Below are 13,164 nucleotides of genomic sequence, written 5' to 3'. Positions count from 1 at the left end.
CCTCAATTCGCCTTCGCCACCGTCGTCCCGTTGCCCGGCAGGATCTCCACCGTGGCCGTGCGCCCTGCGACCAGTGTCGCGCCGGCCGGCACCGGATCCAGCGCGATACGCACCGGCACGCGCTGGGCGAGGCGAACCCAGCTGAAGGTCGGCGTCACATTGGCCAGGAGGTTGCTGCCTTCCGCGCGGTCGCGATCCTCGATGCCGGCGGCGACGCTCTCGACATGGCCGGTAAGCTTGGCGGCATCGCCCATCAAGTGAATATGGACGGGATCGCCGACATGAATCCGAGACAGCTTGGTCTCTTCGAAATAGCCATCGACATGCAGGCTCGCCGTATCGACCAATGCCATCACGCCCTTGCCGGCCGTGACATAGGTGCCCGGGCGCAGGTCCATGTTGGAGATCACGCCCGAGACGGGCGCATGAACCTCGCTGCGATCGAGATTGAGCTGCGCCACCGCCTGATCGGCAACAGCCTGATCCAGTGATGCCTTGGCGAGGAGTTGCGTCGCCAGCACCTGCTCCTTCTTCTGCTGCGATACCGCCGCGGTGGTAAGGTCATTGTAGCGCTTCAGATCCAAATCGGCCTGCTCAAGGCTGGCCTTGCGACCGGCCACGACCGCCTCGGCCTGCTGCAGCGCCAGCCCGAAGCGCGCGCGGTCGATCCGCATGATGACATCGCCGCGCGTCACCTTCTGATTGTCACGCACCAAGATCTCGGTGACGAAACCGGACACATCCGGCGCCACGGTGACCACGTCGGCGCGGACGCGGCCGTCACGTGTCCACGGCGCATCCATGTAATAGACCCAGAGATAGCGCCCCACCGCGAGCGCGGCGACGACGGCCAGCGCGGTGACGGCGAAACGACGAACGAAACTCACAGCGTTTTTCATGACAGCAATCCGGAGGATAAATAGACCACGCCGCCCAGCAGGCAGACGTACAGAGCAAGATCGAACAGCGCGCGGTGCCAGACATAGCGATAGAGGCCCGAGCGCTCGATCAACGGACGCAGCAGCGCGCCGATGGCGTAAGTGATGACCAGCCACAGCATCAGCGATGGCAACAGCACACCGAACAGATCGATTTCATATCTCATGCGGCCACACTCCCGGCATGAAGCCCCGATTCGGGCAGATAGGCCGGTGCCGTCGGAAACAGACCGCGGCGAATGCCGACGAGGCCGATCAGCGCGTCCGCGCGCCCTGCCCCGCGCTCACCCATTGCCTCAGACAGCGCGTGATCGACTTTCGCCAGCAGCGGCTCCGACATCGCGCCGCCTTTGTAGTTGCGGAAGCTCACGGCCAGTTCGTCCAACATCGTGTCCATCGCATGGAGCGTCGGCGACGAGAGATGATGACGCGCCCGGCGCAGATCGACGATATTCAGCCCGACGCGCAATTCGCGCAGGTTATCCACCATGCGCAGTTCGGAATCTTTCAGCGCCGTCAGCCGCGGCGCGAGGAGACCAATCCGATTCAGCATCAGCCCGGCAAAGGCCGCACGGTCACGATTGCCGCGCTGTTCGGCGGCCTGCGCGATGGCAACCCAGCCGCGGTGCATCAAGCGCTTCACGCTCCATTCGGAACCGACCGAGCGGATCAACTGGATCGAGATGACGGACAGCTCGGTGCCGACGAAGAAAGCCACGCTGGAATTGGCGAAACTCGCGAAGTCAGCATTGTAGGTCGTCTGCAGGGCCATCAGCGTTGCGGTATTCGCCGCCAGCAGCATGCCGACGAAGAAGGTCGCGGGGCGTGCGATCAGATAGCCGAACAGCAGGAACGGCGGCGCCAGCGCGGCGACCAGCACTTCGATATCGGTGATCGCCGGCAGGATCGCGAACAGATAGAGCGCGATGATGACCATCGCCGCCAGCGTCCATTTGGCAAAGCCGCGCAGCCCTACCGCCGGATCGTCCATGCTGGCGAAGAACGAGCAGCCGACAGCCGCCATGGTCGGCGCTGTCGCGCCATCCGTCCAACCGGTGGCGATCCAGAAGGCGCAGCAGACCAGAATCGTGACGAACACGCCAGCTGCAGACCACAACGCCATGCCGTGATCGACATGCCGCACCGGCGCGACGCCGGCTTCGGCCTGAAAAGCAAGTTTCGCGCCCGGCGGACGGCCGCCTTCGGCAATCGCCTGATTGAGGACCCGGCAATCCGCGGAAATATCGACGAGCTCGCGCATCCGCAGCAACAGGCTCGCGATCATGATCTCGTTCCACGACGACGACGCGCTCAGGGTCGGCTGCTGTACGGCAATCATGCTGCGCAACCTGTCAGCCGGCTCACGCGCGATGCCGTTGTCTGCAATCCAGGCGGAGACGTCGTCGACCAGCGCCATCAATTGCGGATGGTGCGCCCGCGCATCCCCGCCCAGCGCGTCAATGCGGTCGCCCATCGAGGACAGCAACGGCAGGAATGTCAGCATGCGGGTGCGCAGCGCGCGCATCCAGCGCGAGGTTTCGCGTCCGCCGAGCCGGTCATAGGCCAGATGATCGGCCAGCGTATCGATATCGACGGCATCGGCAGCAAGCCTGAGGCGCAGGTCGCGGGTCGCCGGATCGGCGCTGCGACCAGCCAGCACGTCCTGCGTCAGTCTGCGCGCGCCGGCGAGCCAGGTATCGACCCGTGCTGCAACCGCCGGACCGACGCTGCGCGGCAGCAGGATGGTCGAGACCAATGTCGCGCAGAGAATGCCGACGATGATCTCTTCGCTGCGCGCGACAGCCGTGTCGAAGATCGCGGCGGGTTCATTGACCGAGGGAAAGCTGATCAGCGCGCAGGTGTAGCCCGCGAGCATGAACAGGTAGCCGCGCGGCGTCCTGTCCAGCAGCGAGACATAGAGGCAGAGGCCGACCCACAGCGCGATAGCGAGGCTGAGCAGCTCGGGTGAATTGACGAGGTTCGGCACCAGCACGACGCTTGCGGAGGCGCCGACCAGAGTGCCGATGACGCGAAACAGCGCCTTCGAACGCGTGGCTCCGGCCAGCGGCTGCGAGGCGATATAGACCGTGGCGAGCGCCCAATAGGGCCGCGGCAGATCCATCGCAAAGCCGATGAGCAAAGCCATCATGCCCGCGATAAAGGTTTTCACAGAGAAGATGATATCGGCGTGGCGGACGAGAAACGGCGGCTGGGCAGCAGTGGAGGTCATGGCAGTGCGTCCGCCTCCTCGGCGGCCTCATACAGGCGATTGGCCGATTGCTCTATCCGTCCGAGCACATCGAAAGCGATGGCGAGTTCGTCCGGCGCGATCCCTTTCATCAGATCACCGCGCAGCCGGCGCATCACCCGCCTGATTTCCTCGGCCTTGGCTTCGCCGAGCGGAGTCAGATGCAGCACCTTGGCGCGGCGATCGGTCGGATCCTCGTGGCGCTCGACGAGCCCTTCGGCGGCCAGCAGATCGATCAGCCGGACCACCGACGGGCCCTCAAGCCCCATTTCATCGGCGAGCACGCCCTGACGCACATTCTCCCGTCCAGGCCGCGACAGGATCAGCAGCGGATGGGCCGTGGCTTCGGACAGGCCGTGCGCCGACAGGGTCTGGTCAGCCTTGCGGCGCCAGACCCGTGCCAATCGCGCAACCAAGAGGCCCAGCTCGGCCTGGATATGCGTTTGGGAGTGGGGCATGGAAATTAGATAGGATGCTATCGATTAGCCTGCAATCTATTTTGTGCACCGCATTAATCACGGTGTGGTGAGCGCCGCGCGGCAACCCCAGGACCTGCAAGTCTGGTCGGGAGGTTCTAATGTGGGAAACAACGCCGGCAGCCAAATATTGAGAATTTCCCAATGATTTCCGTGGGCCATATCTTTCAACGATTGAAATCCCCCTTGTTTCTGCCATGTTCGCGCCCAAAGCAGGCATCGGGTAGTGTTCTCCGGCGCGCGAATCTCCATCGCGCGGATGCTCCATTTGAAAGCGGCAAAGGAATTCCATGGCGAAGCCAGCAGTGATTGTCGTCGGCGCGGACAAAGGTGGGGTCGGCAAGACCACGGTTTCACGGACGGTTCTGGATTATTTCAGCGCCAATAACGTCCCGACGCGCGCTTTTGACACCGAGTCGCCGCGTGGCACGCTGAAGCGGTTCCATTCGGACATTACCGAGATCGTCGACATGACGACCACGGCTGACCAGATGAAGATCTTCGATACGCTCAACAGCGCATCACCCTCGGTGACCGTGATCGACGTCCGCGCAGGCCTGCTGTCGCGGGCGCTGGCCGATCTGCGTGATATCGGCTTCCTCGATGCCGCCAAGTCCGGCCAGATCACCTTTGCCGTGTTTCACATCCTGGGCCCGTCGATCGCCTCCCTGGACGAGATCGCCGAGACCGCCGGCTTCATGGACGGCGCCAAGTATTTCCTGGTGAAGAACTTCATCAACAACACCAGCTTCTTCGAATGGGATCAGGCGACCTACAATTCCTATTTCCACCGGATCAAGGGCGCCACCGAGATCACCATCCCGAAACTGAACGAAATGGCCTATGAGCAGGTCGAAGTCTCCAGCGTGCCGTTCCTGAAATTCGTCGCCAACAAGGGACCGCATGACGAGACCGCGAACTATTCGTTCGTGCTGCGCGGCTATGTCCGGCACTGGCTGGCCAATGTCTGGAGCGAATTCGACCGCATCAAGCTGACCGACATCGTCCACGACAAGCCCGGCGCCCGCAGCCCTGGCGAGAAGTAAGTCCATTTAACGATTGGAGCGGCGTCGGATTCGCCTGATATTGCGCCGATGCGACGCACGCCCGTTTATATCATCTGCTCGACGCGACCGATGGTCGGCAAGACCCTTGTCGCGCGCTTGTTGTGCGAATTCCTGAAGCTGCAGCGCGGCGATGTCATCGGTTTCGATGTCAGCCTGAAAGAACCGTCGCTGCTGGATTTCCTGCCGAAGCTGACCGAGACCGCCGACGTCAATGACACGTTCGGCAAGATGTCGCTGATGGACCGGCTCATCATCAACGACGACGTCGCCAAGGTGATCGACCTCGGCTATTTCGCCTTCGACGAATTCTTCAAAATGACCGGCGAGATCGGTTTCGCCAAGGAAGCCGCACGCCGCGGCGTGGCGCCCATCGTGTTCTTCATGGGCGACAGCGACCGTGCCTCATTGCGCGGCTACGAGATGCTGCAGCAGCAGTTCACCCGCAATTCGCTTTATGTGATCGACAACGAACACGTGCTGCGCGGCGAAATCCCGGTGGTGCTGGCGCAGGGCCGCATGCTGCGTATCGCGGCGCTGCCGGTGTTCCTCAAGACCTATATCGACCGGCTGAACTTCTCCTTCACCGGCTATCTGCGCTCGGAGCAGGATTCATCCACCGAGCTGCATCAGTGGATCAGGAAGAATTATTTCAGCTTTCGGGAGATCGAGCTGGGACTTTTGCTGCAGGGATCGTAACGCGTACTCCAAAGCCTGCGATGATAGCTCCCTCGCCCCGCCCTTACGGGGAGAGGGGTGGGGTGAGGGGCTCTTCGATCCGCAAAGACCGTAGTCGATGTAAGGGTCGTGCCCTGCCCCTCACCCGGCGTTGCGCGCCGACCTCTCCCCGCGCAGAGCGGGGAGAGGTTAAGAAAGATCAATGCCCGTCGAACGTCATCAACGTCCGCACCGGCACATTCATCGCCCGCAGCTTCGCCGCGCCGCCGAGATCCGGCAGGTCGATGATGAAACAGGCCGCCATCACCTCGGCGCCGATCTGGCGCATCAGTTTCACCGCGCCTTCGGCCGTGCCGCCGGTGGCGATGAGATCATCGACCAGGATCACGCGCTCGCCGGGCTTGATCGCGTCGGCATGCACTTCCATCTCGTCGATGCCGTATTCAAGAGAGTAAGCGATGCGCACGGTCGTGTGCGGGAGCTTGCCCTTCTTGCGGATCGGCACGAAGCCGGCCGAGAGCTGATGCGCCACCGCGCCGCCGATGATGAAGCCGCGCGCTTCCATGCCGGCGACCTTGTCGATCTTCAGGCCCGCCCAGGGCTGCACCAGCTCATCCACCGCGCGGCGGAACGAGCGCGCATCACCCAGTAGTGTGGTGATGTCGCGAAACAGGATGCCCGGCTTCGGATAATCCACAATGGTGCGGACAGAGGCTTTGAGATCGTGCGCGAGTTCGGGTGTCATCAGGGTGATTTCTCGGATTCAAGTTCGATAAGTGAATGTACCAAATTGCAGCTGGCGCCGTAGCCCCCTCCCCTTGCGGGGAGGGCTGGGGTGGGGGTCCGCGGGCGACGTCGTTTGTGACTACCCCCCACCCCTTCCCTCCCCCGCAAGGGGGGAGGGAGAAGAACGGAGACGAAATGCGTTTTCGACGATGCGTAAGCCGACCTCGCCGCCAAGCGACATCAGCGATTCCGGGTGGAACTGCACGCCGCCGACCGGCAGCGTCTTGTGTTCGATGGCCATGGCGACACCGTCCTCGGTCGAGGCCGTCACGGTGAGCACATCGGGCATGCTGTCCTGCTCGACAAACAGCGAGTGATAGCGGCCGATGACGATTTCATTGGGCAGACCGTTCATCAACCGTCCGCCCCGCACCTGCACCCGTGATGGCCGACCATGCGCCGGCTGCGCGAGCTGACCCAGCACGCCGCCGAAATATTCGCCGATTGCCTGCACGCCCAGGCACACGCCGAACACCGGCAGTTTCTTGTCCAGCGCGGTATCGAGTGTCTTGCCTATGCCGAAATCGGCGGGACGTCCCGGCCCCGGCGACAGCACCAGCAGATCGAAACTCTCGCGGTTCAGGACGGTCTGTGCATGGACATGACGAACCACACTAACGGTCGCGCCGACCTGACGGAAGTAATCCGCCAGCATATGCACGAAACTGTCGTCATGATCGATCAACAAGACCTTCTTGCCCGAGCCGGTTGCATCCGGCGCGAAGGCCGACAGCCGCTTCGGCGGATCGCCGCGCAGCGCCTGGAACAGGGCTGCAGCCTTGGTCTGGCATTCCTTCTCTTCGGCGACGGGATCCGAATCGAACAGCAGCGTCGCGCCGACACGAACTTCGGCGAGGCCGTCCTTCATGCGGATGGTGCGGATGGTGATGCCGGTATTGATGCCGCCGTCGAACGACACCGCGCCGATCGCACCGGCATACCAGCGCCGCGACGAGCGCTCATTGTCCTCGACGAACTGCATCGCCCACAGTTTCGGCGCACCGGTCACGGTCACGGCCCATGCGTGGGTCAGGAACGCATCGAGCGCATCAAAACCGGGCCGCAGCATGCCTTCGACGTGATCGACGGTATGGAACAGTTTCGAATAGGTCTCGATCTGCCGCCGCGCGAGAACCTTGATGGTGCCGGGAACGCAGACGCGCGCCTTGTCGTTGCGGTCGACATCGGTGCACATGTTGAGTTCGAATTCGTCTTTCTCCGAATTCAGGAGCTGGCGAATCTGCTCGGCATCGCCGATGGCATCCACACCGCGCGCGATGGTGCCGGAGATCGGACAGGTCTCGACGCGGCGACCGTCGGAGCGCACGAACATCTCAGGCGATGCCGCAACAAGAAACTCGCCGTCGCCGAGATTCATCAGCGCGCCATAAGGTGACGGATTGATCACGCAGAGGCGCTGGAAAACCTCCGCCGGCGAACGTTCGCAGGGCTCGGCGAACAACTGACCTGGCACCGCCTCGAACAGATCGCCGCGCGCAAAGGCGGCACGGGCATTTTCCACCGTGCGCTGATATTCGCCGGGCGCGTGATCGGCAAAGCCCTGACGCGGCGCCTTGTTGTAGCCGCTGTCGGGCGTATCGCGCGGCAAGCCCTCGGTGGAGCGATCCTTCCAGGTGAAGTCATAGGACATCAGCACGCCGCGGCCTGTAGCGCGGTCATAGGCCAGCAGCGTGTCGGGCAGATACAGCACGATGTCGCGCTGGTCGGCCTCGCGCGTGCGCTTCTGCTTCAGGTCTTCCATCTGGAACACGAGGTCATAGGCGAAGGCGCCATAGAGCCCGAGCATGGAATCGTCTGAGGAGAACAATTGCGCGACCATGTCGCGCACCAGCGACATCACGCTGGCGCGGCGGGTGCGCTGGTCTTCCTCGACCGGCGCCTCGCCGCGGATGATGTGGCCCTTGAGCTTCGACATCGTCCGCCCGTCGAGCGCGATACAGGGATCCTGCAGCGTATCGGCGAGGAAGGCGATCAACACCTGGCCACGCTTGTTCAGCGCCGTCAGCGTGAAATCCGTCCCAGTGGTTTCCAGCAGCAGCGGCGGATCGGCGAAACCGAGATCGAAGCTCTCATAGCGGCCGGGCACCGTGGTGCCCGACGACAGCACCACGCCGCGGCGCTGGTCGAGCCGGACGATCAGATCGTCCAGCGCGGTGCCGCCGGTGAAATAATCGACATGGCGCGCTACGGAGAGACCCGCACGGGTCTTGTAGGCGCTGTCAGCGGGGAGCGAAAACACAGTCCTGTTCATGGTGTCCTCTTAGGAAACATGCCGGAGGGGGCGCCACACAGAACAAACAAGCAAAGGCCGTCGCACTGCGATGGCGGCCTTCGACGATTGAAAATAAGCAAATCGCACCGACCACCTCTTCAGGAGGTGCGCCACCAACGACGTCTGTTGCGGACAGGGGTGCTCATGGCGGGCAAATCACCATGGCCGGCCCGTAAGGTCAAGGGACTAAACGGCCTCCGGCCGCTCCCGGACGAATACCGTCAGTTTGAGCGCCCCGACGCCGTCCTCGATCGGGGTCCAGCCGATGCTCTCGTACCAGGCCCGACGGGGCGGGGCAGCGCAGAGATAGACCCGGGCATGACCGCGGGAGAAGGCCTCCAGGCAGGCCCGCTCGATGAGCGCCGGGGCGATGCCCTGTTTGCGGGCATCGGGCTCGGTCCAGACCGCCGCGACCCAAGGCGTGTATTGCGGACGCTCGTCGAGATCGGACACCAGCAGCGACGCCGTTCCGAGAAAGTCTGGCCCACGATGGGCCACCAGCGCGATCGGCAGGTCCGTCCCCTGCATGTTTTCGCGCAGCCGCTCGACGATATAGGCGTCAGGCACGCCATGGCGTTTCCACCACGCCTGCCAGATGCGGTCGGCGACGGTGTCGAAGAATTGGGGCGTGTTGCGGAGATCGGAAATGGTGAAGTCGGCTGTCATCGGCATCCGAGTACATGCTCACCGATCACGCATCAAGCCGGCGAGCGGACGCGCCGAGGGCGCGGCCGCCGCCAATCGTTTATCCCAGATGCTTCTTGAAGAACGCCGTCGCGCGGCCCCAAGCGAGTTCGGCGGCTTCGCGGTCATGTACGCTGACGCGCTGTTCGTTGACGAAAGCGTGGTCGGCATCATAGCGGAAGAACTCGGCGGACTTGCCGGCGGCCTTCAGGCCCTTCTCGAAATTGTCGACCACTTCAGGCGTGCACCAGTCATCGCGATTGGCGAAGTGGCCCTGCAGCGGCACCTGCACATCGGCGGGCTTGGCCGCCTGCTCCGGCGGAATGCCGTAGAATGCGACGGCGGCCTTGAGTTCAGGGATTTTGCACGAGCCGATGATGGTCACAGCGCCGCCAAGACAAAAACCGGTGAGACCGACTTTTGCGCCGTTGCGCGACAGATACTGCGCGGCGCCGCGCACCGTCTGGGTGGTGGCATCCATGAAATCGAGCGAGTTCATTTCTTTGCCGGCAGCGTCCGTGTCGTGATAGGGCACGACCACGCCGTTATAGAGATCAGGCGCCAGCGCATCGAAGCCGGCCAGCGCAAGACGATCGGCCAGGCCCTTGATCTGCTCCTGCAGACCCCACCATTCCTGGATCACGACGACGCCCGGCGCGTTGCCGGCCTGGGCATTGGCGAGATAGCCCTTGGCTTCCTTGCCGTCGGGGCGCTTGAAGCTGATCGATGTTCCCATGATGTCCTCCGCTGGAATGGTTCGGGGCAACTTATAGACCCCTCACCTGTCAACTCAACCGGGCCAGCGCGCGCTGCAGGTCTCGCTTGTAGGTCAGAAAATCGACAAACAGTCCGTGTTCGCCGCCGTCCCGCCGTGGCGGTTGCGCGAACCATTGCGTGATCTCCTGCCGCAGCGCTGCTGCCGCATCCGGCCGCGCGGCCTTGGCCGCGAGATAGGCTGCGATCACGCGGGCCTGCAATGCACGCCCTTCCCAGCCCACGCCCGCGCCTTCCAGCAGCCCGGCCACATACAGGCCGTTATCCTCCGATGGAAACACGTTCATGAACAGCCGCGGCGCACCGATCGCGTCCTGCCAATCGAGTGCACGGAGATCGCCGAGGAACGGAAACGTGATCCGGTAGCCGGTCGCAAGCAACACCAGATCGACCTCGTCGCAGCGGCCATCGGCAAACACGACCAACTTGCCGTTGAATTCGCGGACCGGCTTGCGCAAACCGACATCGCCCTGGCCGAGATGCTGCAGCACCAGCGAATTGACGATCGGCGTGCGGTCATAGAGCCGGTGCTGCGGCTTCGGCAGACCGAAGCGCTCCGGCGCGCCGACGATGAAGCGCAGGATCGGCTCGTGCAGCTTTGAGCGCAGGTTCTTCGGAATGATGAAGCGCTTCGGCTTGTGATTGCCTTCGTCGGCCGGTTTTCCGGCGAGAAACTTCGGCACGAAATGATTGCCGCCGCGCACGCTCCACAACACTTTATCCGCGCGATGGACCGCATCGACGACAATGTCGCAGCCGGTATTGCCCATACCGACCACCAGCACGCGCTGGCCAGCAAAGATATCGGCGGTCTTGTAGTCCTTGGCATGCATCACCGGGCCATCAAAGGTGCCTGACGTTTTGGGGATCAGGGGATCGCTGAGATGACCGTTGGCGATGATGACGCCAGCATAGTCTGCCGACGTGCCGTCGCTGAAAGCAGCGTGCCATCCACTTCCCTGCCGCGTCAGGCTGCGCACACCGGTGTTGAAGCGGATCAGCGGATAGAGATCGAAATGCCGGGCATAGCTCTGCAGATAATCCAGCACCTGACGATGGCCCGGATAGGCCGGCCAGTCCTCGGGCATCGGGAAATCAGCAAAGGCCGTGGTGCGCTTTGACGAGATCAGATGCGTCGAGGCATAGACCGCACTCGGCGCGGCGCCATACAGCCACTGCCCGCCGACATCGGCGTTCTGCTCGACCGCTTCCACCGCGTGGCCAACGACCTTCAGGCTCTGGATTGCGGCAAGACCTGCGGGGCCAGCACCGATGACGAGGAAAGTCATGACATCGGCTCCGGGCGCTCGTCGCGATAGCGCTCGAACACGGCACGCGCATCGAGCTGCGGTGCGTAACCGAATTCGGATTTGAGCCGGGTATTGTCGAGCACCGGACGATACTGGATGAATTTGACATTCTGCGGCGTCAGTTTGGTCAGCCCGAGCGCATGCAGCAACCACAGCGCGCCCTTCATCACCGCGGGCGGAATTGGAATGAACGGCTTGCCATTCAGCTGCGCAATCTCGCGCAGACTGAGCGTACCATCGCCGGCGAGATTATAGATGCCGCCCTTGCCGGTGCGCACGGCCTGCGCCAGCGCCGCAACCACATCGGAATCAGCGATCAGCGAGAACGGCGTTACGGTGCCGCTCAGACCAGTCACGACAGAACGTTCGAACAATGCGGTGATCTGGTTGTTCGTGGTCGGCCCCAGCACCGTGCAGGGACGAAACACGGTCTGCCGCAATTGCGGATGATCGTTACGCCAGCGCGCCAGCATCTCCTCGACCTCACGCTTGTTGCGTGCATAAGGGAAATCCTCGTTACCGCGCAGCGGATCGGTCTCGCGCAACGGGACGGGATTGTCGGCGTGATAGCCATAGGCCGCGCCGCTTGAGGTGACGATGAGGTGGCCGACACCAGCCGCGAGACAGGCTTCCAGCACATTGCGCGTGCCCAGCACATCGATCTCATAGTCGCGCCGGTCGTCGCCTCCGACGGCAACGACCGAGGCGAGATGCACCACGGTGCGCGGCTTCACGCGGGCGATGACCTCCTTCAACGTGGGATCGCGGATTTCGCCGTGCTCATAGGCAACGCCGTCGAGGCGCTCTTGCAACGGCACCTCGCGCAGATCGAGCGCTGTCACCGGCCCGTCACCGCCGGCCGCGAATGCGCGCAGCAAAGCACTGCCGATGAAGCCTGCCGCGCCGGTGATCAGCACGCCGCTATTCGCCATCGCGTCGCTCATGCCGCACCTTCAATGCGTGCCGGATGCGGGTCGCGCCGTTTCCACCAGGCCGCCAGCGCCCAGCCGGAGACCAGATGCCAGACGCCCCACCCGGCCGCAACCAAGGCCGCACCGCCGAGACCGTCGAATTGCGTGAGGATCAGCGCCAGCCCCAGGCCGGAATTATGCATGCTGACTTCGATGGTGAGCGCGCGGGTGTCGTAGTCGCTGAGCCCAAGGATCTTCGCGACGCCCCAGCCAAGTGCGACGGCGATCGCGTTATGCAGCACGACGAAAGGCAGTACCGCCGTCGCGAACACCGAGATATAGCGCCAGTTGGTGATCGTCGCGGCCAAAATAAATCCGATCAGGAACACGAAAGACAGGATCTGCAGCGGCCGGCGCAGACGGTCGGCCAGCCCCGGCAGATGACGCACCGTGAGCAGACCGGCAACCATCGGCACGCCGAGCAGCAGCACGGTCGATCCAATGAACGAGACGGGATCGACGCTCACCTGGCGCAGCAGGGCGGCGGTTTGCGGATTGAGCCCGGCCCAGAACAGGATGTTCAGCGGCGTCGTGACGGACGCGAGCAGGCTGGAGATGCCGGTCATCGACACCGACAGCGCGGTGTTGCCACGCGCCATATGGGTGATGAGATTGGAGATGTTGCCGCCGGGACAGGCCGCCACCACCATCATACCAAGCGCGATGGAGGGCTGCGGCTTTAACACCATGGTGATCGCCCATGTGACCGCCGGCAGGAGGATCAGTTGCGCGGCGAGCCCCGCGAGCGGCGCCGCCGGACGTCGAAACATATCGACGAAATCGGCGACGCGAAGATCGAGCGCGACGCCATACATGATCAGCGCCAGCACGATGCCGAGCGCCATCTGGCCGCCCGGACTGATGTTCAACAGAATATCGTCGATCGCCGCGCCCGCCATCCATCCCCCCGATGAGCGTGGATATCCGTGACGCTCACCGAGC

13 protein-coding genes are annotated in these 13,164 nt (G+C 63.3%); 2 read left to right on the top strand and 11 right to left on the bottom strand.

Annotated elements, in window-relative coordinates:
• Positions 1-2: 2 nt before the first annotated feature.
• Genes A4A58_RS14360 through A4A58_RS14345 form a run of 4 tightly spaced genes read right to left on the bottom strand, consistent with a single transcriptional unit; the run spans position 3 to position 3,644 of the window.
• Positions 3-899 carry an efflux RND transporter periplasmic adaptor subunit gene (locus A4A58_RS14360; RefSeq protein WP_068733133.1) on the bottom strand — a complete coding sequence of 299 codons (897 nt, stop codon included), beginning with the start codon at positions 897-899 and terminating at the stop codon, positions 3-5.
• A complete protein-coding gene (locus A4A58_RS14355; RefSeq protein ID WP_068733131.1) occupies positions 896-1,105 on the bottom strand; it encodes a DUF1656 domain-containing protein in 210 nt (69 codons plus the stop codon). The genes A4A58_RS14360 and A4A58_RS14355 overlap by 4 nt, the downstream gene beginning before the upstream one ends.
• Complete coding sequence (locus A4A58_RS14350; protein WP_068733129.1) at positions 1,102-3,168, bottom strand: FUSC family protein; 2,067 nt, start codon at positions 3,166-3,168, stop codon at positions 1,102-1,104. The genes A4A58_RS14355 and A4A58_RS14350 overlap by 4 nt, the downstream gene beginning before the upstream one ends.
• The gene (locus tag A4A58_RS14345; RefSeq protein WP_068733123.1) at positions 3,165-3,644 is read right to left on the bottom strand and encodes a MarR family winged helix-turn-helix transcriptional regulator; all 480 of its coding nucleotides are present in this window, start codon (positions 3,642-3,644) and stop codon (positions 3,165-3,167) included. Before A4A58_RS14345 ends, A4A58_RS14350 begins: the two co-directional genes overlap by 4 nt.
• Positions 3,645-3,952: 308 nt before the next feature.
• Here A4A58_RS14345 and A4A58_RS14340 point away from each other — a divergent pair, with 308 nt between their 5' ends.
• Together A4A58_RS14340 and A4A58_RS14335 are read left to right on the top strand one after the other, a co-directional pair.
• Positions 3,953-4,708, top strand: coding sequence for a hypothetical protein (locus tag A4A58_RS14340; protein WP_068733121.1), 756 nt, complete (start codon positions 3,953-3,955; stop codon positions 4,706-4,708).
• Positions 4,709-4,756: 48 nt separating this feature from the next.
• The gene (locus A4A58_RS14335) at positions 4,757-5,425 is read left to right on the top strand and encodes a hypothetical protein (RefSeq protein WP_068733119.1); all 669 of its coding nucleotides are present in this window, start codon (positions 4,757-4,759) and stop codon (positions 5,423-5,425) included.
• A 178-nt stretch (positions 5,426-5,603) separates the two neighbouring features.
• On the opposite strand, the gene A4A58_RS14330 is transcribed toward A4A58_RS14335, so the two are convergent.
• The 7 genes from A4A58_RS14330 to A4A58_RS14300 all read right to left on the bottom strand — a co-directional run bounded on the left by A4A58_RS14330 (position 5,604) and on the right by A4A58_RS14300 (position 13,121).
• Positions 5,604-6,149: an adenine phosphoribosyltransferase gene (locus tag A4A58_RS14330; RefSeq protein WP_068733118.1), complete on the bottom strand. Its 546-nt coding sequence runs from the start codon at positions 6,147-6,149 to the stop codon at positions 5,604-5,606.
• Between the two features lie 120 nt (positions 6,150-6,269).
• On the bottom strand, positions 6,270-8,462 hold the full coding sequence (locus tag A4A58_RS14325; RefSeq protein WP_068733117.1) for an anthranilate synthase component I: 2,193 nt from the start codon (positions 8,460-8,462) through the stop codon (positions 6,270-6,272).
• Positions 8,463-8,669: 207 nt separating this feature from the next.
• Complete coding sequence (locus A4A58_RS14320) at positions 8,670-9,149, bottom strand: GNAT family N-acetyltransferase (protein ID WP_068733722.1); 480 nt, start codon at positions 9,147-9,149, stop codon at positions 8,670-8,672.
• 79 nt (positions 9,150-9,228) lie between these two features.
• The gene (locus tag A4A58_RS14315) at positions 9,229-9,903 is read right to left on the bottom strand and encodes a dienelactone hydrolase family protein (protein WP_068733116.1); all 675 of its coding nucleotides are present in this window, start codon (positions 9,901-9,903) and stop codon (positions 9,229-9,231) included.
• A 49-nt stretch (positions 9,904-9,952) separates the two neighbouring features.
• Complete coding sequence (locus A4A58_RS14310; protein WP_068733115.1) at positions 9,953-11,230, bottom strand: flavin-containing monooxygenase; 1,278 nt, start codon at positions 11,228-11,230, stop codon at positions 9,953-9,955.
• Complete coding sequence (locus A4A58_RS14305) at positions 11,227-12,195, bottom strand: SDR family oxidoreductase (protein WP_068733113.1); 969 nt, start codon at positions 12,193-12,195, stop codon at positions 11,227-11,229. The genes A4A58_RS14310 and A4A58_RS14305 overlap by 4 nt, the downstream gene beginning before the upstream one ends.
• Positions 12,192-13,121, bottom strand: a complete 930-nt coding sequence (locus tag A4A58_RS14300; RefSeq protein WP_068733111.1) for a bile acid:sodium symporter family protein — start codon at positions 13,119-13,121, stop codon at positions 12,192-12,194. The genes A4A58_RS14305 and A4A58_RS14300 overlap by 4 nt, the downstream gene beginning before the upstream one ends.
• Between the last annotated feature and the right edge of the window lie 43 nt (positions 13,122-13,164).

The organism is Tardiphaga robiniae (assembly GCF_001618955.1).
In the GTDB taxonomy this organism is placed as follows: Bacteria; Pseudomonadota; Alphaproteobacteria; order Rhizobiales; family Xanthobacteraceae; genus Tardiphaga; species Tardiphaga robiniae_A.
The sequence above is the reverse complement of the archived record's forward strand: the minus strand, read 5'-3'. Positions and strand labels throughout refer to the sequence as shown.